At 71.9% G+C, this 24,600-nt stretch carries 20 protein-coding genes; 9 read left to right on the forward strand and 11 right to left on the reverse strand.

The features are described 5' to 3' along the window. The 3 genes from Air01nite_RS34635 to Air01nite_RS34645 form a co-directional block, all read right to left on the reverse strand. A partial coding sequence (locus Air01nite_RS34635) for an FGGY family carbohydrate kinase (protein WP_275408322.1) occupies positions 1 to 489 on the reverse strand: 489 nt, incomplete at its 3' end. Next, positions 486 to 1,493 carry a LacI family DNA-binding transcriptional regulator gene (locus tag Air01nite_RS34640; protein WP_203707602.1) on the reverse strand — a complete coding sequence of 336 codons (1,008 nt, stop codon included), beginning with the start codon at positions 1,491 to 1,493 and terminating at the stop codon, positions 486 to 488. The genes Air01nite_RS34635 and Air01nite_RS34640, both read right to left, overlap by 4 nt. Next, complete coding sequence (locus tag Air01nite_RS34645; RefSeq protein WP_203707603.1) at positions 1,490 to 2,464, reverse strand: 1-phosphofructokinase family hexose kinase; 975 nt, start codon at positions 2,462 to 2,464, stop codon at positions 1,490 to 1,492. The genes Air01nite_RS34640 and Air01nite_RS34645 overlap by 4 nt, the downstream gene beginning before the upstream one ends. Positions 2,465 to 2,672: 208 nt before the next feature. Here Air01nite_RS34645 and Air01nite_RS34650 point away from each other — a divergent pair, with 208 nt between their 5' ends. The 3 genes from Air01nite_RS34650 (at position 2,673) to Air01nite_RS34660 (ending at position 4,762) form a co-directional block, all read left to right on the forward strand. Next, a complete protein-coding gene (locus Air01nite_RS34650; protein WP_203707604.1) occupies positions 2,673 to 3,242 on the forward strand; it encodes a P-loop nucleotide/nucleoside kinase family protein in 570 nt (189 codons plus the stop codon). A gap of 94 nt (positions 3,243 to 3,336) precedes the next feature. Further along, positions 3,337 to 4,329 carry a class I mannose-6-phosphate isomerase gene (locus Air01nite_RS34655; RefSeq protein ID WP_203707605.1) on the forward strand — a complete coding sequence of 331 codons (993 nt, stop codon included), beginning with the start codon at positions 3,337 to 3,339 and terminating at the stop codon, positions 4,327 to 4,329. 7 nt (positions 4,330 to 4,336) lie between these two features. After that, the gene (locus Air01nite_RS34660; RefSeq protein WP_203707606.1) at positions 4,337 to 4,762 is read left to right on the forward strand and encodes a hypothetical protein; all 426 of its coding nucleotides are present in this window, start codon (positions 4,337 to 4,339) and stop codon (positions 4,760 to 4,762) included. A gap of 162 nt (positions 4,763 to 4,924) precedes the next feature. Here the strand turns inward: Air01nite_RS34660 and Air01nite_RS34665 are convergent, their stop codons facing one another. The 5 genes from Air01nite_RS34665 to Air01nite_RS34685 all read right to left on the reverse strand — a co-directional run bounded on the left by Air01nite_RS34665 (position 4,925) and on the right by Air01nite_RS34685 (position 11,821). Continuing rightward, positions 4,925 to 6,097 (reverse strand): ROK family transcriptional regulator, encoded by a 1,173-nt coding sequence (locus Air01nite_RS34665; RefSeq protein ID WP_203707607.1) that lies wholly within the window; start codon positions 6,095 to 6,097, stop codon positions 4,925 to 4,927. A 99-nt stretch (positions 6,098 to 6,196) separates the two neighbouring features. Then, positions 6,197 to 7,549: an ABC transporter substrate-binding protein gene (locus Air01nite_RS34670; protein WP_203707608.1), complete on the reverse strand. Its 1,353-nt coding sequence runs from the start codon at positions 7,547 to 7,549 to the stop codon at positions 6,197 to 6,199. 83 nt (positions 7,550 to 7,632) lie between these two features. Continuing rightward, on the reverse strand, positions 7,633 to 9,984 hold the full coding sequence (locus Air01nite_RS34675) for a glycosyl hydrolase family 95 catalytic domain-containing protein (protein ID WP_203707609.1): 2,352 nt from the start codon (positions 9,982 to 9,984) through the stop codon (positions 7,633 to 7,635). Further along, positions 9,984 to 10,865 (reverse strand): carbohydrate ABC transporter permease, encoded by an 882-nt coding sequence (locus Air01nite_RS34680; protein ID WP_203707610.1) that lies wholly within the window; start codon positions 10,863 to 10,865, stop codon positions 9,984 to 9,986. Before Air01nite_RS34680 ends, Air01nite_RS34675 begins: the two co-directional genes overlap by 1 nt. Continuing rightward, positions 10,862 to 11,821, reverse strand: a complete 960-nt coding sequence (locus tag Air01nite_RS34685; protein WP_203707611.1) for a carbohydrate ABC transporter permease — start codon at positions 11,819 to 11,821, stop codon at positions 10,862 to 10,864. Before Air01nite_RS34685 ends, Air01nite_RS34680 begins: the two co-directional genes overlap by 4 nt. Before the next feature lie 120 nt (positions 11,822 to 11,941). Between Air01nite_RS34685 and Air01nite_RS34690 the strand changes: the two genes are divergently transcribed. Together Air01nite_RS34690 and Air01nite_RS34695 are read left to right on the forward strand one after the other, a co-directional pair. After that, the gene (locus tag Air01nite_RS34690; RefSeq protein WP_203707612.1) at positions 11,942 to 14,098 is read left to right on the forward strand and encodes an alpha-galactosidase; all 2,157 of its coding nucleotides are present in this window, start codon (positions 11,942 to 11,944) and stop codon (positions 14,096 to 14,098) included. Next, entirely contained in the window at positions 14,095 to 14,679 is a 585-nt protein-coding gene (locus Air01nite_RS34695; protein ID WP_203707613.1) for an SGNH/GDSL hydrolase family protein, read from the forward strand. Before Air01nite_RS34690 ends, Air01nite_RS34695 begins: the two co-directional genes overlap by 4 nt. Before the next feature lie 71 nt (positions 14,680 to 14,750). Here the strand turns inward: Air01nite_RS34695 and Air01nite_RS34700 are convergent, their stop codons facing one another. Next, positions 14,751 to 15,413, reverse strand: a complete 663-nt coding sequence (locus Air01nite_RS34700; protein ID WP_203707614.1) for a tetratricopeptide repeat protein — start codon at positions 15,411 to 15,413, stop codon at positions 14,751 to 14,753. Between the two features lie 351 nt (positions 15,414 to 15,764). On the opposite strand from Air01nite_RS34700, the gene Air01nite_RS34705 reads away from it, so the two are divergent. Both Air01nite_RS34705 and Air01nite_RS34710 read left to right on the forward strand, forming a co-directional pair. Further along, positions 15,765 to 16,739, forward strand: coding sequence for a glycoside hydrolase family 11 protein (locus Air01nite_RS34705; protein WP_203707615.1), 975 nt, complete (start codon positions 15,765 to 15,767; stop codon positions 16,737 to 16,739). A gap of 174 nt (positions 16,740 to 16,913) precedes the next feature. Next, positions 16,914 to 19,943: an AfsR/SARP family transcriptional regulator gene (locus Air01nite_RS34710; RefSeq protein WP_203707616.1), complete on the forward strand. Its 3,030-nt coding sequence runs from the start codon at positions 16,914 to 16,916 to the stop codon at positions 19,941 to 19,943. A 14-nt stretch (positions 19,944 to 19,957) separates the two neighbouring features. On the opposite strand, the gene Air01nite_RS34715 is transcribed toward Air01nite_RS34710, so the two are convergent. Together Air01nite_RS34715 and Air01nite_RS34720 are read right to left on the reverse strand one after the other, a co-directional pair. After that, entirely contained in the window at positions 19,958 to 20,131 is a 174-nt protein-coding gene (locus tag Air01nite_RS34715) for a hypothetical protein (protein WP_203707617.1), read from the reverse strand. 76 nt (positions 20,132 to 20,207) lie between these two features. Continuing rightward, positions 20,208 to 21,491, reverse strand: coding sequence for an MFS transporter (locus tag Air01nite_RS34720; protein ID WP_203707618.1), 1,284 nt, complete (start codon positions 21,489 to 21,491; stop codon positions 20,208 to 20,210). A 177-nt stretch (positions 21,492 to 21,668) separates the two neighbouring features. Here Air01nite_RS34720 and Air01nite_RS34725 point away from each other — a divergent pair, with 177 nt between their 5' ends. Both Air01nite_RS34725 and Air01nite_RS34730 read left to right on the forward strand, forming a co-directional pair. Continuing rightward, positions 21,669 to 22,913 (forward strand): FxsB family cyclophane-forming radical SAM/SPASM peptide maturase, encoded by a 1,245-nt coding sequence (locus Air01nite_RS34725; RefSeq protein ID WP_203707619.1) that lies wholly within the window; start codon positions 21,669 to 21,671, stop codon positions 22,911 to 22,913. Then, positions 22,910 to 24,589 (forward strand): HEXXH motif domain-containing protein, encoded by a 1,680-nt coding sequence (locus tag Air01nite_RS34730; RefSeq protein WP_203707620.1) that lies wholly within the window; start codon positions 22,910 to 22,912, stop codon positions 24,587 to 24,589. Before Air01nite_RS34725 ends, Air01nite_RS34730 begins: the two co-directional genes overlap by 4 nt. The last annotated feature ends 11 nt before the right edge of the window (positions 24,590 to 24,600 follow it).

Raw genomic sequence — 24,600 nt, forward strand, 5'->3', positions numbered from 1 at the left:
CGCGTACGCCACGAACTCGGGCATGTTGAGCCAGCGGGACGTTTCGTCGACGCGGATGCCGGCGCCGCGCATCCAGAGCAGCTTGGGGAGGCTCCACTGTGTGCCGAGGGGCAGTCCCGTGCGGCGCGGGAACTCGTTCGTGAACTGGCGCCCCTGGGCTTCGAGCTCCGCGGCACCACGCTCGTCGAACCAGGCGATGACCGGCGAGGTCTCGCGTCCCCGTTCGTCGAGGATGACGCCGCTCTCGGCCAGGCCGGCGAGGCCGATGCCGGTCACCCGCACGGGTCCGGGCACGGCCGCGACCGCGTCTTCGAGGGTACGCAGCACGTCCGCCACGAGCGCGGCGCCGGTGGTCTCCAGCCGCCCGCCGTGCGCGGTGGTCCAACTCGTCGGGTTGCGGGCGAACGCGACCGTCTCCCCGTCCGGGCGGGTGAGCACGGCCTTGGTGTCGGTGGTGCCGAGGTCGACCCCGGCCACGAGTTCGGTCATGGTTTGCCCACCGCGGCGAGTTCCCCGCTCCCGCGCGCCACGATCCGCAGCGGGGCGAGGATGGTCTCGACCGGCGGCTCCTCGCCGGCGAGGCGGCTGAACAGGCGTTCGGCGGCGAGCCGGCCGATGGCCTCGGGTGAGTGGTCGACGATCGTGATCGCGGGGGTCAGCGTGTCGGCCATCGCGAAGTCGCCGAACGAGATGAACCCGATGTCGGTGCGGCGCAGGCGGTGCAGGGTGGGCAGCGTACCCAGTGAGCATCGGGTGTTGGCACTGAAGATCGCGGTCGGCGGCTCCGGCAGGCGCAGCAGCGCCTCGGCCGCGACGCCCGCGTCGCCCTTGGCCGGCTCGACCTGGGCGACCAGCGACTCGTCGGGCACGATGCCGGCGCCCTCGATCGCGTCCCGGTAGCCGAGGAGCCGGTGCCGGGCGGTCGCCGTGCTCAGCCGGTCGCCGATGTAGGCGATCCGCCGGTGGCCGTGCCGCATCAGGTGCTCGACCGCCATCCGCGCGCCGCCCCGGTCGTCGACCACCACCGCGTCGGCGGCCAGGTCCTCGGCCGCGCGGTCGATGAACACGAGCGGACAGCTGGAGTTGCGCAGGTACGCGTGGTTGTCCGAGATGGACGCGATGATCAGGCCGGCGACCCGGCGCTGGTAGAGGCCGTCGAGGACGATCCGCTCGCGCTCCTCGCGGCGCCGGGTGCTGGCGATGATGACGGAAACGTCGCGGTCGATCGCCATCCGCTCGATCTCGCCGATGACGCTTGCGAAGAACGGGTCGCCGACCTCGTCGACCACGACGCCGATGGTCTCGTCGAGCCCGCGGCGCAGCGACCGGGCCAGCGGGTCGGGACGGTAGCCGAGGTCGATCACGGCCTTCTCGACCCGCGCCCGGGTCTCGGCGGACACCCGATCGTCGCCGTTGATGACGCGGGACGCGGTCTTGGTGCTCGTCCCGGCGGCCTCCGCGACGTCCCGCAACCGGGCCCGTTGCTGCTTCACGGCAGCTCCCGCACCGTCTCGGGCTGCTGCGCGACCAGCGTCAGCAGCTCTGCGGCCCGGTCCGGGTCGACGCCGCCGGCCCGCAACTGCTCGCAGGAGGCGCTTGCGGTGGCCGACCCGCGGCGCATCGCGGCTCCCCAGTCGTCGTTGGTCTCCAGCTCCAGCAGGACGCCGGCGAGGAACGAGTCGCCGGCGCCGACGGCGCTGACCACCTCGACCTTGACCGCCGGGAACCAGCGGACCCGCTGCTTGGCCGGCTCGGCGAGCGCGACACCGTGGGCGCCGGCGGTGACGGCCGCGTTGCGGGCGCCGAGCCGGCACAGAGTGGCGGCGGCGTCCATGGCGCGGTCGCGGACGTCGCTGTCGGCGTCGGTGAGCAGCAGGCCCGACGCGCCGGTGATCGCCGCCTCGGCCTCCTGCAGGTTGGGTTTCACCAGGTCAGGGCCGCTGGGCAGGGAAGCACGCAACGCACCTGGCGCGGTGTCGACGACCGCGAGCACGCCCGCCTGGTGTGCCAGCTCGACGAGTTGGCCGTAGCCGTCCTCGGGCGCGCCCGGCGGCAGGCTGCCCGAGCAGGCCAGGGTCCTTTGCCCGGGCAGGCTGGTGGCGATCGCCGCGCAGTAGCGCCGCCACGTGTCGCGGTCGATCGTGGACCCAGGTTCGTTGACGATCGTGGTCCGGCCACCCTGCTCGATCATGATGATCGCGTTGCGGGTGTCGCCCGGCATGGGCACGTCGACGACGTCGGCGCCCTCCTCGGCAAGCAGCCTGAGCAGGCGTTCCCGGTCGTTGTCGGCGACCAGACCGACCACAGTGGCCGGTCGGTGGTGGGCCCGCGCGACGCGTGCGATGTTGACGCCCTTGCCGCCCGCGGTGACCTCCACCTGCCGGGCGCGCATGACACCGCCGAGCACCAGCTCCGGCACGAGCTGCGTCCGGTCCAGACACAGGTTGGGCGTCGCGATCAGCACTGACCGGTCCCCTCTACGACTCGATGGGTAATCGTTGTCACGAGACGAGGTAATCGATGTCACAGCAGTGCTCGCACTATGTGCACCCGGCTTCATGACTGTCAAGATGACGAAGAGTTTTCGGGCAGGTTTCGTGACGCGATTGTTTCCGTGCGATATGGAGAGTGACCGTCTGGTCACGACACGTGACGCGACGAGAGGGGTGCCGATGCCGATCCGACCGCCCGCGTTGCTCGTCGCCGGCCCGCCCGCGAGCGGCAAGACGGTGCTGGGCAAGGCGATCGCGCGCCACCTCGGTGCGGCGCTGCTCGACCTGGACGTGCTCACGCGGCCGCTGACCGCGGTGGTCGGTTCGCTGCTCGACACGGACGACCTCGACTCCACGCGGCTGGCGGACGCCACCCGAGATGCCCGTTACGACACGCTTTATGACACTGCCGCCGACAACCTCGCGGTCGGCAACGCGGTCGTGCTGGTCGCCCCGTTCACAAGTGAACGGCGCTCCCCGGATGCGTGGGATGCCGTCGCTTCAGGTCTCAGCGACGCGGGCGGTCTGCCGATGCTCGTCTGGTTGCGGGTCACGCCCGAGTTGCTGCGGTCGCGGATGTCCGGGCGGGCGGCCGAGCGGGACCAGGACAAGCTCGCGAACCTCGACGCCTATCTCGGCCGCGTCGACCTGCACCCGCCTTCGGTCGACCACGTCGCCGTCGACGCGGCGTCACCGGTAGCCGCGCAGGTTCGGGCGGTGCTTGACGCCGTCGAACGTACCCACCCATGATTCCCCCCGGAGGAGAGCCCATGAGCGAGCGAAGCGAGCGCGGCCAGCTCAGTGTGCCTCGCTCTTGCTCCGACGACCGAAGGGAGGCGGCGGCATGAGCGTGATCGTCCTGCCCGCCAACCAGCCGGCCGACCGGTTCTACCTCGGCGGGGACCGGATCGCGGAGTTCCGCGGCACCACGCCGACCGGCGACCACGTGCCCGAGGACTGGGTGGGTTCGGCCACGACGGTCGCGGGCTTCGACTCCCTCGGCCTCACGGTCCTCGACGACGGCCGCTCCCTGCGCGCGACGATCGCGGACGACCCGGTGCGCTGGCTGGGCGCGGCGCACGTGGACCGCTTCGGCGCGGACCCGGCGCTGCTGGTCAAGCTGCTGGACGCGGGCGAGCGCCTCCCAGTGCACGCCCACCCGGACGACGCGTTCGCCCAGTCCCACCTGGGTTGCCGCAACGGCAAGACCGAGTCGTGGATCATCCTGAGCGCGCAGCCGGGCGCCCAGGTCCACCTGGGCTTCCGCGAGGACGTCCCACCACAGACGCTGGCGGACTGGGTGACCCACCAGGACCGCCCGGCGATGCTCGCCGCGCTGCACGGGGTCGAGGTGACTGCCGGTGACACGGTCTTCGTCCCCGCGGGCTACCCGCACGCGATCGGCGAGGGCATCTTCCTGCTGGAGTTGCAGCAGGCGGCGGACCTGTCGCTGCTGCTGGAGCACGACGGCTTCGCGGTCGACGGCCTCCGCGACGGCCACCTCGGCATCGGCTTCGCCACGGCCCTCCCCTGCGTGCGCCACGAGGCGGTCCCGGCCGAGACGCTGAAGGAGATCTGCGGCCGGATCGACGACCCACGCATCTTCCCCGGGTACGCGGACGGCTTCTTCCGCGCCGAGCGCCACAATGGACCGTCCACGTGGGAGCCCGGGTTCTCGATCGCCGTGGTGCTCTCGGGTTCGGGGCGGCTGGCCTGGGGAGCCGACGATTCGGTCGCGCTGCGCCGCGGCATGACCGTCCTGGTGCCACACGACGCCGGCAGGGTCCGCGTGGAGGGCGACGTCGAACTGGTCCGCTGCCGCCCGCCGGCGGTCTGACGAGGTCGTGCCCGAGGACTGGATCGACCACGCGCTGACCGCGGTGGACTGGCGCGGGCTCGGCGCCGACCCCACCGCGGTCACGGCCGCGCTGCGGCAGCTGAGCTGGGTGACGACCGAGGCAGCCGGCGACACCGCGTACGCCGAGGTCCTCGACGCCGTCGGCCACAACCATTCTGGGGAGCTGTTCGACGCCGCGGGCCCGGCCGCCGCGATCCTGGTCGACGTGGCCCGACGGGACAACGGATGGGCGCGCCGGACCGCGATCGAGGTCCTGGTGGACTGCCTATACTGGGCTCGCCCGGAGCAGCACGCCGCCGCCGTGATCCGCGCCGCGGTGACCAACTACCGGGATGAGCTACGGGCTCTGGCGGCCGGCCCGGGCGCGACCGCCCGCTCCGCGACCGAACTCCTCCAAGCCCTCGACGCTTGAACCCGTCGGCCCCGATCGTTCGCCGCGGGCCCGGTCGGCCGCGTCCTCGCTGTCGCGTAAGGCGGAATCGCCGAGGACGAACTCGCTCGGTCGTGCCCGCGCGCCGATGCAGACGGTGAGCATCGTCGTCCGCATCCCCTGCACGCTGGTCACCGCGCGGCTCTACAAGCCGCGTTCCGCCAGCCGGCGGATCGCGGACGCCGAGGCGCCGCGGGCCCAGTCCTCGAAGGTGTGTGGACGGGTGACGATCTCGCAGCGGCTCGCCGCGCCGAAGGCGTGCTCGGCGAACGACGCCCGCAGGTGCGTCTCGAACAGGTCGAAGTTGCTCACCGCCTCGCCGCCGATGATGACCAACTGCGGGCCGGTCAAGTTGACCAGCGTCGCGATCGCCGTGCCGATGACCGTGGCCGCGTGTTCGAACGTGGCCACCGCGACCGGGTCGCCCGCGTGCGCCAGTTCGACGATCTCGCCGATCGACAGGTCGCGGCCGAGCGCACGCGACACCGAAGCGACGATCGCCGGTGTGCCGGCGACCGCCTCGACACAGCCGCGGCGGCCGCACGGGCAGATGTGGTCCGGCGATGTCAGCGGCAGGTGGCCGATCTCGCCCGCGACTCCGTAGGCGCCGGCCACCACGTCGCCGTTGATGTGCAGGCCGCTGCCGATGCCTCGGCCGATCGTGACGATCGCGAACAGGTCTGTGCCGACGCCCACGCCGAACCAGTGTTCGCCGATCGTCAGCGCGCGGACGTCGTTCTCGACCAGGACGTCGCGGCCCAGCCGGCCCGCGAGGAGGGTCCCGAGCGGCACGTCCGTCCAGCCCATGATGGCCGACTCGCGGACCACGCCGAGGTCGGTGTCGACGTCGCCGGACACGCTGACGCCCACCGCGCACAGCCGTGCGGCCAACGGGCCGAGGGCGGCGACGAGCGCACGGGTCGAGGCCTCGATCGCGTCGGCCACCACGTCCGGCGTCGTGCCCTTGAGCAGGCGCCGGTCGGACGCGAGCACCTGGGTCGTCAGGTCGGTGGCCACACCGACGATCTCGTCGGCGTTGACCTTCACGCCGATCGAGACCAGCGCGTCCGCGACGACCATGAGCGGGTTCGCCGGCCGGCCGGGCTGGCCGTCGCGGGGCACCGACAGCTCGTCGGAGACCAGGCCCACGTCGAGCAGCGGGCCGACCGCCTTCGTGACCGCCGCCTGTGAGAGGCCGAGCAGCCGCGCGATGTCGATCCGGCTGATGGGTCCCCGGGTGAGGATGGCCCGGAAGACGTCGGCCGCCGCCGCGGACGCTCCCTTGAGGAGCGTGATGGCGGCGCCTGCATCCTGCATCGCTTGATTCCTTTGCTGTGGAGCCGGCCGAGTCGCACATGGACGATACGGCAGAGGGCACGCCGGGGCGGGAGTAAGCGCTCCCGCCCCGCGCACCGGTCACTGCTTCGCGAGGATCTCCTGCGTCTTGGCGGCCATCTCCGGGAAGACGGCCTTGTCGCGCTCGCCGCTGAAGTAGGCCTCGAACAGCGGCTGGATCGTGTCGACGATCTCCTGGCCGTTGGCGGTCGGCGGTGCCGGGTACAGCTCGCCGTTGTTCAGCGCGTTCACGAAGCCCGACAGGTCGAGCCCTTGCGCCTTCTGGGCGTCGACGGCGACCTGCAGCGACTTCGCGATCGACGGGAGGAACGTGGCGTCGGCGCCGGCCGTCGACTGGCAGGCCTCCGATCCCATGTAGGTGACCCATTTCCACGTCGAGTCGAGGTTCTTCGTACCCGCGTAGATGTTGTTGGCGTTCGAGTTGCTGATCATCGAGCGGCCCTGCGGCCCCTTGACCGTCGGTGCGACGCCGACCTTGACGCCGGGGATCTTCGTCATCGACGTCGCGTCCCACGTGCCGCCCTGCACCATCGCGACGGTGCCGGAACCGATCTGCTGGCTGCCGGCCACGGTCAGCTGCCCGAACTTGGGCATCAGGCCGCGGTCGCCGAGACCCTTGACGTACTCGAGCGTCTTGACGAAGTTCGGGTCGTCGTACGGGAACTTGGTCGGCCACGCCGGCTTGTCGCCGAGCCGCCACCCGAGCGTGGAGACGAACGGGTTCCACGAGGTCTGTCCGTTGAAGTCGCCGGAGGCGAGGCTGCCGATGCCGTACGTCGCGACCTTGGTCTTGTCGAAGCCCGGCTGGTCACCCCGCTTGCCGTTCTTGTCGACGGTGAGCTTCGCGACGATGTCGTCGAACGTGCCGCCGTCGTCCGGGTTCCAGGTCATGTCCCGGATCTGCTCGGGCGTGATGCCGGCGTCCTTCGCCTTGTCCTCGTTGAAGTAGATCGCGGCGCCGGCCCAGTCCAGCGGGATGCCGTACTGCTTGCCGTCGGTGTACTTCCAGGACTCGACGCCGATGTCGAAGACCGACAGGTCGTAGTCGGTCTTCTTGATCTGGTCGTCGAGCGCCATGATCTGCTTCTGGCCGGCGTACGCGCCGAGCAGCGGCACGCTGTTCTGGAACGCGTCCGGCGCGGCACCGGAGACGAACCCGGCGGTCAGCTTCGTGAAGTAGTCGTCGACGGCGTACTGCGAGATCGTGACGGTGATCCCGGGGTTCGCCTGTTCAAAACCGGGCAGGCATTTCTTGTACGAGGCAGCCTGCCGCTCGTCCCACGTCCACCAGTTCACGGTCTTGCCACCGGCCTCGCCACTGCCGCTGTCGCCGTCGCTCGAGCAGCCGGCCAGCGCCGCGGTCGCCGCGAGAGCGGCGAGCGCGATCGCCGACGCGATTCGCTTGGATCTCATGGGTTCCTCACTTGTCGGGTGATGGGGGTGTGGTGGGCAGCCTTGTTCCACATCGGACGTGACCGCCGATGTTGGTGAGATATTCAGGAGAGTGCGGCCGCGCCGTGTGCTGGCACGTCGAGTTCGGACAGTCGGTCGCCGTGCGCGACGACGACCTGGTGTGGTGCGCCGCGGAGGTCACGGAAGACCGCGCTCTCCACGGCGCCGCCGACCCAGCTCAGGTCGACCGCGAGTCCGCCGCGCACCCGCAGGCCGGTCACCCGGCCGTGGGGCCATTCGGCTGGCAGTGCGGGTAGCAGCTCGACGCGGCCGCGGTGGCTCTGCACGAGCATCTCCGCGATCGCCGCGGTGAAGCCGTAGTTGCCGTCGAGCTGGACGGGTGGATGGGTGCTGAACAGGTTCGGCAGGAGCCCGCCCCACTGCGACCCGTCGACCGGGGCGTGCGCCTGGTGGTCACGGTCGAACGGGGTGAACGCTTCGAGCAGCAGCGCCCGCGCCTGCGCGGCGTCGCCGAGCCGGGCCCGCAGCGCCACCTTCCAGGCCCACGACCAGCCCATGGCGCCGGGTCCGCGGGCGTCGAGGAACCGGCGCGCCGCGGCCGACAACGACGGGGTGTCGACCAGATCGAGCGGGTAGAGCGCCACCAGCGGCGACAGGTGCCGGTGGCGCGGGTCCTCGTCCATCAGGTCCGCCGACCATTCGCGCAACCGGCCGTCGGCGCCGACGGTCAACGAGGGCAGCCGGTCCAGGGCCTTGGCGAGCTCGGCGTCGAGGGGATCCGCCAGTCCGAGGTCGGCGATCGCCACCCGGGCCCGCTGCAGCAGGGAACGGATCAGCGCGATGTCCGCCGCCGTCGACACGCTCAGCGCTTCGGGCCGCCCGTCCGGGCCGACGTACAGGTTCTCGGGCGAGGTCGACGGGGTGGTGCGTAACCCACCCGTCGCGGGGTCGTCCACAATCCAGTCCAGGCAGAACAGCGCGGCGCCGCGCAACAACGGCCAGACGGTCTCCGAGAGCAGCGCACGGTCGCCGCTGAACTCGTAGCGGTCCCAGAGGTTGTGGGTCAGCCAGACGCCGCCCATCATCCAGATCGCCCAGCTCGGCGCGCCGTGCCCCATGCCGACCGGCAGGCTCCAGCCCCAGAGGTCGCTGTTGTGGTGTGCGACCCAGCCGCGGGCGCCGTAGAGCCGCCTCGCCACCTCGGTGCCGTTGTCCCGCAGCCGGCGCACGAGCGCGGCCAGCGGGGCGGCCGGGTCGTCGAGCCCGACCACCGGCGCAGGCCAGTAGTTCATCTGCGTGTTGATGTTGATGGTGTAGTTCGACGACCACGGCGGCCGCAGGTCCTGGTTCCAGATGCCCTGCAGGTTCGCCGCCGGCCCGCCCGCGCGCGACGAGGCGCCGAGCAGGTAGCGCCCGTACTCGGCCAGCACCGTGGCCCGCAGGCCCTCGTCGGCGCCGTGCAGGACGTCGCGGTGGACGTCCCAGGTGCCGGCTCGCCGGCCGCCGATCGCGAAACGCGCGCCCGAGACGTGGTCACGGATGTCGGCCACGTGCTCGGTGAACCGTTCGGCCCGCGCCAGTGCGGCCCGCGCGGTCGTCCGCGCCCGTTCCCGGATCTCCTCGCGCGAGGAGGTCCGCCAGTCGGCGCCGTCCGGGCCGTCCCACCACAAGCCGGCCCGGCTCGACGTCGACAGGGCGATCAGCAGCCGGCTCGCCCCACGGACCCGCAGGTAGTCGCCGTCCCGACCCTGCGTTCCGTCGCTGTGCACCGCGAGCGCCGCGGTGGCGAAATGGTCGAAGCCGCCGTCATAGACATGAGCCGGCTCGCCCGGCTCGTGCAGCGGGGCACCGTCGACGGGCGCGACGAGGTCCAGCGTGATGCCCGCCGCCGCGACGTCCCGGCCCACGGCGCGCAGTGGCGTCGTCAGGGCGACGTCGACGTCGAGCACGGGCCCGTCGGCGATGTACTCGACGAACAGGCAGCGGGCCGGCGCGGAGACGAAGGTGCGCCGGGTGACGGCGCTGCCGGCCACGTCGAGCCGCTCGGTCACGTGCGACTCGTCGAGGTCAAGGATCCGGGCAGGCTCCCCGCGTACGCCGTGGGTGTCCAGGGTCAGGTCGACGAACGGCAGGTACTCCTGCGAGTAGCGACCCTCGAACGTCATCACCAACGCCTCGGCGCGCCGGAGGTCCCCGGCGTCGATGGCGGCCCGGACCTCGGCGAGCCGCTCCGGGCCCGCGCCGGCCGCGACCACGGCGTCGAGCGCCTCGGCCGGCCCGTCCGGGTGGCCCGACCAGATGGTCGCGTCGTTGACCTGGATCCGGGCCCGGGCGCCGCCGAACACCATCGCGCCGATGCGGCCGTTGCCGAGCGGGATGGCCTCGACCCATTCGCGGGCGGGCGCGGACCAGGACAGGCGCAGGTTCCCGGTCATCACTTGATCCCCGAGAAGCCGATGGAGTTGACGATGCGCCGGCCGAACACCATGAACAGGGCCAGCATCGGCAGAGCCGCGACCAGCGTCGCCGCCATCAGGCCCGCCCAGTCCGGCTGCGACTGCGGCGAGGACTGCTTGAACACCGCGAGGGCGAGCGTGAGCGGCTGCACGGAGTCGTCGCTCGTGGCGAGCAGCGGCCAGAAGTAGTCGTTCCACATGCCGATGAAGCCCAGGATCGACAGCGTGACGATCGGCCCGCTGGTCATCGGCAGCGTGATGCCGAACAGCACCCGCAGCTTGCCGGCGCCGTCGATCAGCGCCGCTTCCTCGATCTCGGTCGACAGGCCCAGCATGAACTGGCGGAGGAAGAAGATGTTGAATGCCGAGAACAGCGCGCCGGGCAGGATCAGGCCGGTGAACGTGTTGAGCAGGCCGAGCTCCTTGACCAGCACGAAGTTCGGCAGCAGGGTCAGGATGCCGGGCACCATCAGCGCGGTCAGGAACAGGCTGAACATGAAGTCGCGGCCGCGCCACTGCAGCCGGGCGAACGCGTACGCCGCCAGGGTCGAGAAGAACACGATCAGCCCGGTCGACAGCGACGCGTAGATGACCGAGTTGAGCAGGTAATGTCCGATGTGGATCGAGGCACCGGAGCCACCCTCCGCGATGGACTGTTCCGTGGTCGCCAGGCCCAGCACGCGCTGGAACGGACCCCACGTGAAGCCGACCGGCAGGAGCGAGGCGGGGTGGGCGGAGAGGGCGTAGTTGTCGGACAGGGCGGTCCGCAGGATCCAGTAGAACGGGAAGATCGTCACGAACAGCACACCGACGAGGTACGTCCACGCGGCCGCACGGCCGATGCTGAGTTTGCGGCTCATGCGTTGGTGTCCGATTCGCTTGCCCGCAGCAGGCGCATCTGCAGGAACGTGATGGCTATGAGGATCACGAAGAGGGACAGCGACATCGCGGCCGCGTACCCGAAGTCGAACTGCCCGAACGCCTTGCTGTAGATGTACATCTGCAGGACGTTGGAGGCGTTGGCCGGGCCGCCCTTGGTGGTCACCTGGACGATGTCGAAGACCTGGAACGCGCCGATGACGTTGAGCACGACCACGAGGGCGAGGATCGGCCGCAGCAGCGGCAGCGTGAGCCGGCGGAACATCGTCAGCTCGCTCGCGCCGTCGACCCGGCCGGCCTCGTAGATGGTCGGCGGGATGGTCTGCAGCCCCGCGAAGATGATGATCGAGGTGTAGCCCATCTGCTTCCACACGCTGATCAGCGCGATCGACGGGATCGCCCAGCTCCGCGAGGTGAGGAACTGGATGCCGTCGCCGCCGAGCGCCTTGATGACGATGTTGACGATGCCGAGCTGGGTGTCGAGCATCCAGGACCAGACGGTGCCGGCGACCACGGCGGAGATGAGGAACGGCAGGATGATCAGGCCGCGGATCACCGTCGACGAGGTGAGGCGGTGCAGCACCGCGGCCGTGGTGATCGAGACGACCAGGCTGATGCTCACCGACAACAGGACGAAGTAGACGGTGACGCCGAGCGCCGACCAGAAGACGTCGTCGTGCAGGAGCTGCACGTAGTTGTCGAGGCCGATCCACTCCGGCGGGCTGAGCACCGCGAAGTCCGTGAAGCTCAGGTAGATGCCGCGCACCGTGGGATAGGCGGCGAAGACCAGGAACCCGACCAGGGCCGGGGCGATCAGCACCCAGGCGAGCTTGGCGTCGCCGCGGTGCGCGGGCGAGTGCGGGCGGGACTTCCCGCGCCGCCCGACCGCGTCTCGCGGTGGCCGCTGCCCGCGTGCCGTTGATTCCAGGACCGCCATTGGTCTGCCTGCTCCCGCATGTTTCCGGCTGGTTGCCCCTGCGCTTGCCGCGCCAGACTAAACATGGTTTATTTACGCCGTCAAGTAACCCTGTCGTAACGTCTGCGGAGGCTGTTACACATGCATTCCGGCGCCAACGCCGTCATCGCCCTGCGTGCCGGAGGAGCGGCCTTCGTCGTCGAGATCTGCCATCCGGTGCCCCGGGTGCTGCACTGGGGAGCCGACCTCGGCGCGGCGCTGGACGGCCTCGCCGAGACCGCGGAGCCCGCCGTCCTCAACAACTCGCCCGACTCGCCGCGGGTGTTCTCGGTCTGGCCGAGCGAGCGCGACGGCTGGTCCGGCACGCCCGCACAGGAGGGCAACGCTTCCGGGTACGACACGACGCCGCGACCCGCGCTTGCCGCACACCGGGTCGAGGTGCCGGCGGACGGCGTCGGCGGGCGGCTCGAGCTGTCGTTCACGGACGCCGGGCTGCGCTCGTCGGTCGTCTACGAGCTGGACCGGTTCGGCGTGCTGGCGGTCTCGCTGAGCGTCGAGAACGCCGCCGCGCGTGCGTACACATTGGATGGTTTGCTGGCCTTGCTGCCCGTTCCCGAGCGGGCGGTCGAGCTGGTCGACTTCACGGGGAAGTGGTGCCGGGAACGGGCTCCGCAGCGGGCACCGTTCGGGTTCGGCACCCATCTGCGGTCGACCAGGCGCGGCAAGCCGGGGCACGACTCCCCCTTCCTGTTGATGGCCGGCACGGCGGCGTTCAGCTTCGGGCACGGCGAGGTCTGGGCGTCGCACCTGGCGTGGAGCGGCGAGCAGCGATACCTCGCCGAGCGGCTGCCGGAGGGTGCCGGCGCGTTCGCGGCCGCCATCGGTGCCGGCGAGTCGCTGCGCTCGGGTGAGGTGATCCTGGCCGCGGGCGAGCGCTACACGGCCCCGACGGTGCTGTTCGTCTGGTCCGGCGCCGGCACGGACGGTGTCGCGGACCGGCTGCACCGCCGGCTGCGGGCCCGCGCCGGTCACACCGTGACGCCGCGCCCGCTCGTGCTCAACACGTGGGAGGCCGTGTACTTCGACCACGACCTGGACCGGCTGACGGCGCTGGTCGAGCGGGCCGCGACGGTCGGCGTGGAGCGGATCGTGCTCGACGACGGCTGGTTCCGCGGACGCCGGGACGCGGACGCGGGCCTCGGCGACTGGTTCGTCGACCCAGACGTCTGGCCGGACGGCCTCGAACCGTTCGTGAAGGTCGTGCGCGCGCACGGCATGCAGTTCGGGCTCTGGTTCGAGCCGGAGATGGTCAACCTCGACTCTTCGCTGGCCCGCGACCACCCGGACTGGATCCTCGGTCCGGCGGCCGGGCTGGGCCCGAGCGCGCGGCGGCAGTACGTGCTCGACATCGCCCGGCCGGACGCGTACGCGTACCTGCTCGGGAGGCTCGACGCGTTGGTCGCCGCGCATGCGGTCGACTACCTGAAGTGGGACCACAACCGCGACCTGCTCGAGGCGGTGAGCCGGTCCGCCACCGGGGAGCGGCCAAGCGTCCGGCGCCAGACGCTGGCCCTCTACCGGCTCCTCGACGAGTTGCGGGCCCGCCACCCCGCCCTGGAGATCGAGACCTGCTCGGGCGGCGGTGGCCGCGTCGACCTGGGGATCCTGGACCGCACCGACCGGGTGTGGGCGTCGGACTGCAACGACCCCGTGGAGCGGGCGCAGATCGAGCGGTGGACCCGGACGCTCGTACCGCCGGAGCTGATCGGTTCCCACCTCGGCGCGGCCCGTTCGCACACGACGTCGCGGACCACGGACCTGTCGTTCCGGCTCGCCGTGTCGCTGACCGCGCACGCGGGCATCGAGCAGGACCTGACCGCCGCGTCGGAGGCCGAGCTGGCGACGATCGCCGCGTGGTCGGCGCTGTACCGGGAGTTCCGGCCGCTGCTGCACACGGGCCGGGTGGTCAACGCGGACCTGGCGGACGACGCGGTGGCGCTCTCCGGCATCGTGGCCCAGGACGGCTCGCGGGCGCTGTTCACCTGGCTGCGCTTCCGGACCTCGGCGGCGGGCCAGACGGGCCGGGTCCGCTTCCCCGGCCTCGACGCCGACGCCAGGTACCGGGTCGTGGTCCGCGAGGAGCTGGGGGCGGCAAGCCGGCACGAGGCGGCCGACCCGTCATGGGTGGCGCGCGCGCCGATCGTGCTCTCCGGCGCGGTGCTGGCAGTGGCCGGCGTGCCCCTGCCCACGCTCAACCCGCAGCAGGCCATGCTGATCGACATCGAGAGGACATCATGACCACCATCGTTTTCGCCGGCGACAGCATCACGGACTGCGAGCGCCGCACAGACCCGGACGGCCTCGGCGACGGCTACGTGCGCCTGATCGCCGCGCGGTTGGACCCGGCGATCCGGGTCGTCAACCGCGGGATCAGCGGCAACAGCACCCGCGACCTGCGCGACCGCTGGGCCGCGGACGTGCTGGCGGAAAGCCCCTCGCTGGTGAGTGTGCTGGTCGGCATCAACGACACGTGGCGCCGCTACGACAGCGGGACCATCACGACGGTCGAGGAGTTCGAGGACAACTACCGGGCGCTGCTGGACCCGCTGGCCGGCGTACCGCTGATCCTGATCGAGCCGTTCCTGCTGCCGATCGACGAGGTCCAGGTCACCTGGCGCGACGACCTCGACCCGAAGCTCGCGGTCGTCCGGAAACTGGCCGCCGAGTACGCCGCGACGCTGATCCCGGCCGACACGGCCTTGGCCGCCGCGGGCACGCCGGCGGATATGGCACCGGACGGCGTCCACCCGAGCCCCCGAGGCCACGACCTGCTCGCGTCGCTGTGGCTGGACCACGCGAAACCGCATCTTTTGCGGTGACAGGCGCGCGGTCGAGGCGGCCGTCGCCGCGGCGCAGCCGTTCACCGTGGCGCCGCCGCGGTCCTGGGCCGCTAGCGTCGGCGGGTCAGCTCGGTCCGCGCCTCCAAGACCCAGCCGGCGACCGCGTGCGCGCCGGAGTCGCTGGCGAGGGTGGCGGCCTCGTCGAGCAGCGCGCTCGCGTCGCCCGGGCCGCCCTCGGCGGTGAAGTGGGCCTGTGCGACCAGGTTCGCCGCGACACCCGCCGTGAAGCCGAGGTCGCGGCGCAGCCGGGTGGACTCGGCGAGGGCCGCGTGGGCCTCGTCGGTGCGGCCGGCGTGCTGGGCCGCGAAGGCCAGGTGGCGCAGCGCGTACGAGCGGATCAGGTCATCGCCTGCCGCCTCGGCCAGGTCGCGGGCGCGGGCGAACATCGCCTCGGTGGTGTCCATGTCGCCGCGCACCACCTGGTGGTAACAGCCCACCCAGAACTGGGCCTCGGCGGCGCCGCGGGTGTCGTCGAGCGCCTCGTAGAGGGCGAGTGCCCGCTCGAACAGCGCGATCTCGGCCGGATCCTCCGCGGCCTGCTCCCCCGCCGCCCGCGCCGACAGGTAGCGGGCGTGCCGGATCCGCCCCCGGGCCACCGCCGTGTCGGCCTCGACCGCGTCGAGCGCACGGTCGGCGGCGTCGAGCCCGTCCTCGGCGCCGGCGAACAACGCCGCCTCGTAGCGCTCCCGGGCCTCGATGAGTCGATCATCCATTTCGCCGAGTGTAGGTAGCGCCCGCGTGCCGCGCTGACCGCCGCGACCCCGATACTTCCGGAAACGTTCCGGATCACACGCGTGCGGCTGACGGCCGGAACCTCGGCCGCGCGATGGCCCGGCCAGGTCGGGTGACGTAACCGCAGTACAGCGCGTCATCGACGCGTACACCGGTCGATTTGATGTCCGGGAACTTCCGGAAGTCGTTGACGCGTTTGAATTCTCGCTGTAATACTTCGAATCCACTCCGGTCGATACGGCCATCCCCGCACCCCCACCCCCGCAGCGACCTCACCAGGAGGGAGCAAGCACATGCACGTCCCACCCACCACATCGAGGAGGCGCGGCCGCATGCGGCTGCTCCTGGGCGCCGCGTGCGCCGCAGTGCTCGCGGTCGGCGGCACGGTGTTCGCCTCGAGCGCCTACGCCGAGGCCGACCGCACCGTCAGCTCGAACACCACCGGCACGCACAACGGGTTCTTCTTCTCGTTCTGGAAGGACAGCGGCAACGCCAGCATGACGCTGCGCGCCGACGGCCGGTACTCCAGCAGTTGGGGCAGCGGCACCAACAACTGGGTCGGTGGCAAGGGTTGGGCCACCGGCAGCCGGCGGACGGTCAGCTACTCGGGCAGTTACAGCCCGAACGGCAACAGCTACCTCGCCTTGTACGGCTGGACGCGCAACCCGCTCATCGAGTACTACGTCGTCGAGAACTTCGGCACCTACAACCCGAGCAGCGGCGCCACCCGGATGGGCTCCGTCACCACCGACGGCGGGACCTACGACATCTACCGCAGCCAGCGGGTCAACCAACCGTCGATCGACGGCACCGCCACCTTCTACCAGTACTGGAGCGTCCGCCAGCAGAAGCGCACCGGCGGCACCATCACGACCGCCAACCACTTCGACGCCTGGGCCCGCTCCGGCCTGAACCTCGGCAGCAACCACAGCTACCAGATCATGGCCACCGAGGGCTACCAGAGCAGCGGAAGCTCCGACATCACCGTGCGCGAAGGCAGCGGCGGCGGCGGCAACCCGACCACCCCACCACCCGGCGGTGGCGGCAACTGCACCGCGACACTCTCGGCGGGTCAGCAGTTCGGCGACCGGTTCAACCTCAACGTCGCGGTCAGCGGCACGAGCAACTGGATCGTCACCCTCGGCCTCGGCGGCGGCCAGACCCTGCAGAACAGCTGGAACGCCTCCGTCAGCGGCACGAGCGGCACCATCACCGCCAGACCGAACGGCAACGGCAACACCTTCGGAATCACCATCATGGCCAACGGCAACTGGACCTGGCCGACGGTCACCTGCCGCACCGGCTGACCGCGACCTCCTGACCTCCTGACCTCCGGCCCCGTGGCCCGGCGACACCGCCGCGCCACGGGGCCGCCGCCGGTGATCGAGTCGTAACCATTTCGCTACGGGCGGGGATCGTGGCCGGCCGCCCCGGCGGGCATGCTGATGCCATCGGAGTCCATCTGTTGCGAGGTGCGGCGCGTGGAGTTCAGCGTTCTCGGCCAGCTGGAGGCATCCGTCGACGGACACCCGGTCAATCTCGGCGGCGCACGCCAACGGGTCGTCCTGGCGGGACTGTTGCTCAACCTCGGCCGCGCGGTGAGCGTGGCGGAGCTGACCGAGCTGGTGTGGGGTGACAACCCGCCGTCCTCCGCGCGCAGCCAGCTCCAGATGGCCGTCCATCAGCTCCGCCAGATCTTCGGCGAGCACGGCCAACAGGATCTGCTGCGGACGGACGCGGCCGGCTACCGGTTGCTGGTGGACGCCCGGCGACTGGATCTCGCCCGGTTCGAGGCCGCCATCGGCCGGGCGCGCAAGTTCGCCGGGAGCGGCGAGTCCGTGTCGGCGGCGCTGGAGCTGCGCACGGCGTTGGCACTCTGGCGCGACCGGCCCCTGCGGGAGCTGGCCAACGACCTGCTCACCCGGCAGACCGAGTGGCTCTGCGAGCTGCGGCTCGCGGCGGCCGAGGAGTTCTTCGAGCTCGAGACCGAGGCGGGACACGACCGCGACGTGATCCCCGAGCTGGTCGACTACGTGGGCGAGCATCCGCTGCGCGAGCGGCTGGTGGCGGCCCTGGTCAAGGCGCTCGGCCGCACCGGCCGGCAGGCCGAGGCCCTCGCGCTCTACCAGCGGACGGTGGTGGCGCTGCGCGAGGAGCTGGGCGTGGATCCGGGGCCGGAGCTGCGCCTCGGCCACCTGCAGCTGCTCCGCGGCGACCTGGCGGTGGCGGTGGCGGTCGACGACGCCGCGCCGACGCCGGTGCGTGGGCCCGCCTCGCCCCCACGATCCCTGCCCCGGTCGACCCGACTGCTGGGCCGCGACGAGGACCTCGGCAAGGCGTTGCGGGCCGTCCGGGCCGCTGGTCCGGCGCCGCGGGTCGTCATGATCGCCGGCATGCCCGGGGTGGGAAAGTCCGCGTTCGCGGTCACGCTCGCCCGGCGGCTGGCCGACGACTATCCCGACGGCCACCTGTTCGTGCACCTGCGTGGCCACGGCCAGGGCACACCCGTCGACCCGGTGGAGGCGTTGGGGGTGCTGTTCGACCAGCTCGGCGTGGCACCGCAACAGGTGCCGGCGTCCCTGGAGGGCAGGAAGGCGTTGTGGCGCCGGCTGATGGCCGGCCGCCGGTCGATCGTGGTGCTCGACGACGCGACGACGACCGCCCAGATCGAGCCGCTGCTGCCCGACGACGGCGGCCCCTTGGTAGTGGTGACCAGCCGGGCGGCGATCGGCGTCCTGGACGGCGCCTGGCCGGTCACGCTCGACGTGCTGTCGCCGGCGGATGCCGTCGCGGTGCTGCGCGACGTCGTCGGCGACCGCGTGGCCGGCGAACCGGCGGCCGCCGGCGAGGTGGCCGAGCTGTGCGGCCGGCTGCCGCTGGCCCTGCGGCTGGCCGCACACCGGCTGCTGCACCGTCCGCAGTGGACCGTCGCCGACATGGTCCGCCAGTTGCGCGCGGCGGAGCCGACGCCGATCCGGCTCACGGTCGAGGGCCACAGCGTCGCCGCCGCGTTCGAGGTCTCATACCGCCAGCTCGACGAGCCGCAGCGCCACCTGTTCCGCCTGCTCGGGCTGCACCCCGCCGTGCCGTTCGAGGCGTGGGCGGCCGCGGCCCTGGCCGGCGTGCCGATCGCCGAGGCCCGGGACATTCTCGACGGGCTCGTCGACGTCCATCTCGTCCAGGCCGTCACCGCCACCCGCTACCAGTTGCACGACCTCGTCCGCGCGTACGCCGTTTCCCGGGTCACCGAGGTCGAGCAACCGCCGGCCGTCGTCCGGATGCTCGACTACTACCTCTACACCGCGACCGTCGCCGACGAACCGCGTGGCCTGCGTCCGATGCGGGCGGTCGAGGTGCCGGCCGGTGCCCTGGTGCGGCCGCTGGAACCCGGACCCGCCGAGGTGGCCTGGTCGCGATACGAGTGGCCGACGATCGTGGCGCTCACCGACCTGGCACACGGCATGGGCCTGCTTCGGCACGCCGCGCTGCTGCCGCTGGCGGCGTGGCAGGCCGCGACCAACGACGGCCACAGCGCGGTCATGGTGCGGCTCTGCCGTCAAGGCCTGGACGCCGCGGCCGAGTTGGGGGACGAGGCCGCCACGGCCCGGCTGCATCACTACGTCGCCGGCAACTACCAACGGCTGGGTCAGCCCGCGGAGAGCGTCACGCACCTCGAGCTCGCGGCCGCCCATCACCGCCGCGTGGGTGACCTGCCGAGCGTGGTGCACGCACAACTCAACCTGAGCGTCGTCAAACGCGACGACGGCCGGCTCGTGGAGGCGTTGGCCGACGTCCGGATCGCCGTGACCCTGGCCGAGCAGATCGGTGACGCGCAGGCCCTCGCGACCGCGCGCCGGCTTCACGGAGTGGCCGCCAGTCGCGCGGGCGACCACGAAACCGCGCTGGCCCAGCTCCGGCGCTCCGTGGCCTGGAACTACCGGCACGGCGCACCCTGCGGGTTGGAGTTGGCGCTCGGCTCGCTCGCCCGCGCCCACCTGCTCGCCGGCCACTTCAGGCTCGCGGCCCTCCTGCTCCGACGCACCGTGCCGGTGCTCGAACAGGCGGGCCGTCCGGGCGACGCCGCGGAAGACCTCAGCGCCCTGGCACGGGCGTTGCTCGGGCTCGACCGGCCGCTGGAGGCGTTGGACAGCCTGACGCGAGCCCAGCAGCACCTCGCCGCCCTGGCCGATCCCTACTTCGAACCCGACGTCCTCAACAGCCTGGGCGCCACACTCACCAGGCTGGGGCGCACAGGTGAGGCGGTCGCCGCACACGAGCGGGCGCTCGCCTCGGCCCGGCTGACCCACCAGCGTTACGAGCAGGCGCGTGCCCATGCCGGGCTCGGCTCCGCACACGCCGACGCCGACGCGGCGCGACTGGCCCGGGAGACGGCGCTCGAGATGTTCCGCGCGATGGGCATCGCGCCCGTGACGGCGGAGACCCTGGCGGGCCCCGGGCCCGGGGCCGTGGCTGTCCACGGCCCCGAGACCGGTGAAACCAGGCGTCTCTGAGCAGCGCCCGGTGTTTACCAGGCCTTGCTTCCGAATCGCGCGGACTTGTCGTCGCTCGTGGCCTGCTCGGCGACCCGGGCGAGGGCCGTCTCGAAGGCGCCGTGGATCCGGCCGGTGTCGCGGGTGGACCGGTACATCCCCAGCGGGATGTCGACGAGGTCGCTGACCGGTGCGGTGGTCTCGGGCATCGTGTGCTCCTGTGGTGATCGGCCGGCCTTGGTGCCGGCGGCTGGGATCAGTCAAGGCGGCGGCGGTCTCGGGACGCTATGCGGCCGCTATCGCCGTCGGTTGGTGACGCATATCCGGTGCGGTCGGATAGTCGCGCAGGACGCGCAGCGGTGACGCGAGCGGCCACGCGGTGGCCGCGAGCATGACGAGTCCGGCGACGACCATGGTGGCCCGCAGCCCGAAAGCCGTCGCGAGCAGGCCGCCGAGCACCGCGCCGACCGGGTTCATGCCGGTCACGAGAATGGTCGCGCTGCCCATGACACGGCCGCGAAGATGGGCCGGGACGAGCGCCTGCCGCACCGATCCACCGACCACCGCGGAGACGGTCAGCGACGCACCCCACAACAGATTGCCGACCGACAGCACCAGCCAGGCGACCGCGGGAGGCCCAGCGGCGGCCGCGCCCAGCAGACCGCCGACTCCCCCCAGCGCGCAGGCGCCGATGATGGTCCCGCCCACGCCGAACCGGGCGACGGCCACACTGGACAGTGCCGAGGCGACCAACCCGCCGACGCCGAGGCAGGCGAGCGCCAGCCCCGTGCCGCCCGCGCCGAGGTGCAGTACCTGCACGGCGAAGAGCACCGCGACGGCGCTGTTCATGCAGGCACCGATATTGCTGACGCAGGCCTCGCCGACGAAGGCGCGCAACGTGCGCTGGCGCACCAGGAACCTGAGCCCCTGGCGCGCCTCCGCGACGAAGGCCCGCCGCTCGCCGGCGGTCACTGCGGGCTCGGCCACCGTGATCCGGCGCAGCAGGAGCGCCGACACCACGTACGAGACGGCGTCGGCGACCAGCGCCCCCGGACCGGTGAGCAGCGCGACGAGCCCTCCGCCGAGTCCGCGTCCGCCGATGGTGGTGACGGCCGCGCTGGCCGCGAGTTTGGCGTTGCCCTCGGGCAGCAGCTCCGGGCCTACCACGGTCGGCAGGTAGGCGTTGCCGGCCAGGTCGAAGAAGACGTCGAGCGTGCCGACCACCAGCGTGGCGAGGACAAGCTGCCAGTACGCGAGAGCGCCGAGCAGTGCCGCCGTGGGCAGGGCCAACAGGACCGCCGCCCGTCCCCAGTCACACCCGACGAGGACGCGGCGCCGCGGCAGCCGGTCGACCCAGACCCCGGCCGGAACGGAGATGAGCAGCCACGGCAGGAAGCCCGCCGCGACGAGCAACGCCAGTTCCATCGGTGTCGCGTTCAGGTTCACCGCGGCGATGTACGGCATCGCCAGCACGGTCACCTGCGTGCCCAGCATGGAGACGCTGCGCGCCCCCCAGAGTCGCCGGAAGTCGAGGTGTCGCCACAGGTTGGGCGCGTCAGCAGTGGGCATGGCCGGACCTCGCCGATCTGTCGAAGGAGGGTTTCGACCAGCTCAGCCGACGGCGCTATGCGTCGCCTATCGCGCGCACCGCGCCGGCATGGCGGACCGAGAGCGCATCGGTGGCGACCGCGTCGATGGTGGGCGCCGGTGCCCGTAGCGGGCGGGTGAACGGATTCGAGGTGCGAGATGACCGTGGTGACCGTTGCCGGGACCGTGGACGAGGCCGCGCAGTGGCCGACACGGGCAGTCGTGGACGCGGCGTTCGCCGACCCCACCTGGCGACCGCTGCCCTTCCGGGAGTTCATCCTGAAGGTGCACGGCCGCTGCAACCTGGCGTGCGACTACTGCTACATGTACGAGATGGCCGACCAGAGCTGGCGGACCAAGCCGGCGGTCATGGAACGGGCTGTGTTCGACCAGGCGCTGCACCGGATCGCGGAGCACGCGCGGACGCACGGGCTCAGCGGCGTCGACGTCATCTTCCACGGTGGCGAACCGCTGATGGTCGGCACCGCGTACCTCGACGAGGCGGCCACCGCAGCCCGCGCCGCGATGCCCGCGGGTGTGCGGGCCGACCTGTCGATCCAGACCAACGGCACCTTGCTCACCGAGTCGACGCTCCGGGTGCTCGCCGCGCACGACATCGGTGTCGGCGTCAGCCTCGACGGTGGGGCGGCGGCCAACGACCGGCACCGCCGCTACCGCGACGGCCGCGGCAGCCACGCGGCCGTCATGCGCGGCATCGCGGCGCTTCGCAAGCCCGCCTATCGGCACCTGTTCACCGGCGTGCTGTGCACGGTGGACCTGGCCAACGACCCGGTCCAGCTCTACGAGGACCTGCTGGAGACAGGCGCACCGGGCGTCGACTTCCTGCTGCCGCTGGCCAACTGGGAGTCACCACCGCCGGGGTACGGTCCACATGAGAGCGGCACACGCTACGCGGAGTGGCTGATCGCCATCTTCGACCGGTGGTACGACGCGCCCACCCGCGAGGTCGGCATCCGGTTCTTCGACGAGATCATGAACCTCGTCCTCGGCGGCGCGAGCACCAGCGAAATCATCGGACTGAGCCCGGTGCGGATGCTCGTGATCGACACCGACGGCTCGATCGAACAGGTCGACGGCCTGAAATCGGCGTTCGAGGGTGCGCCCGACACCGGCCTGAGCGTTCGGTCCCACCCGTTCGACGCGGCGCTGACGCATCCCGCGATCGTGGCCCGGCAACGCGGCCTCGCCGCGCTGTCGACCACCTGCCTCGCCTGCCCGGTCCACGAGATCTGCGGCGCGGGCCTCTATTCGCACCGCTACCGTCCGGGAACGGGCTTCCTCAACCCGTCCGTCTACTGCACCGACCTGCGCACGCTGATCGACCACATCGCGGGTCGGGTCGGCGCCGACCTGCGCCGCCTCGCCGGGGAGACGGACCGATGACCGGGATCACCTGGACCGAGCTGACCGCGCTGGGCGGCGGCCACCTCGACGCCGCCGCGGTCACCGCGCTCGCCAACGGCCAGCACCGCAAGCGCATCGTGATGCTCACCCTGTTGCTGGACCGCGTCGCCGAGCGCTGTCCCGCCGAGACCGCAGGCGTGGAGGCCGCGTTCGGCCTGCTCGCCGACGCTCAGGCCAGAGACCCGCGGGCGGTCAGGGACGTGCTGATGGATCCGGCCGTGGGTGCCTGGCTCGCCCGCATGCTGCGCCGGCTGCACACGACCGACGCGGCCGACGACGAGCTGGCTTACCTGTCCGCGATCGCGGTCGCAGGAGCGGCCCGAGCGGGGCACGCGTGCGTGACCGAGCTGGCGCTGCGCGACGGGTCGGTGGTCATCCCGACGCTCGGACGCATCGACCTGCCGGGCGAGCGCACGGTGACCGTCACGGTCCAGGACGGCAGGCTCACCGTGGACGGCGAGCAGCTGGCGGAACGGCACGGCTGGCAACCCATGCGACGGAACACGTCGTACGCGGGTGCCCGGACCCTCGTCGTCGACCTCGACGACCTGGCCAGCGCGGCCACCCGCCTCTCCGAGGCCGAGCTCGCCGGATGGCGATCGGCGCTGGACAGCGCGTGGACCGTCCTGGCAGACGACAACCCGGGCCGCGCCGACGCCATCGCCGCGGGGCTGCGCAGAATCGTGCCGCTGGCGCCGAACGCGGCCGGCGAGGCCGCCAGCGTCACCTCGCGCGACTCCTTCGGCAGCATCGCGACGACACTCCCGCACGACGGCCTCACCTGCGCCGACACGCTGATCCACGAGTTCCACCACGCGGTCCTCTACGCACTCGGCGACCTGGTGGCGCTGCACCGTGCCGACGACCAGCCCGTGCACTATTCGCCGTGGCGGGACGATCCGCGGCCGATCGACGGACTGCTGCACGGCGCGTACTCATACCTCGGCGTCGTCGACTTCTGGCGCGGCCAGCGCGAGGTCCTCACGGGACCGCGACGCCGCTTCGCGGACTTCGAGTTCGCGCGATGGCGCCGGCAGGTGGTGATGGCTGGTCGGCTCCTGCTCGACTCGGCCCTGCTGACCGACGACGGCACCACCTTCGTCGCGAGCCTCGTGGCAACGGCCGAACAGTGGCTGGCCATCCCGGTCGACGACCGCCCCCGCCGGCTCGCCGACCAGACGGTCGCCGACCACCTTATCCGCTGGCGCCTACGCCACCGGCTCCCGGACCCGGCGGCGGTGGCGGCGATCGCCGCGGCCCGCCGCGCTGGCCTGCCCTGCCCGTCACACCCGGCCACGATCGACGGAGAGGTGCGGCCGCACCCGCCCGGCCAGCCCCTCAGCGACCGCACCCGCCTGGCCGCCATCGCCGCACGCGGCGAGGATGCGCTGGCGGCCGCCACCGGCGACGTCGACGACCTGCGATTGGTGGCCGGCGCCGTCGCCGAGGCCAACGCCGGATACCTGGAACGCGTGCGCCACACACCGTCGGACATCGAGTCGTGGGCGGGGTTGGCCCTGTGCAGCCCGGAGGGTTCCGCGCTGCGCACCGCACCGGAGGTCGTGCGCGCGGTCGCCGCGGCGACGGACGACCTGGACCTCTCCGCCCTCGACCGCTGGCTCCGCGCACCGGTGCTCGAAAGGACAGACATTTAGCATCTCGGGGG

The sequence above is a fragment of the Asanoa iriomotensis genome (genome assembly GCF_016862515.1).
Taxonomy (GTDB): domain Bacteria; phylum Actinomycetota; class Actinomycetes; order Mycobacteriales; family Micromonosporaceae; genus Asanoa; species Asanoa iriomotensis.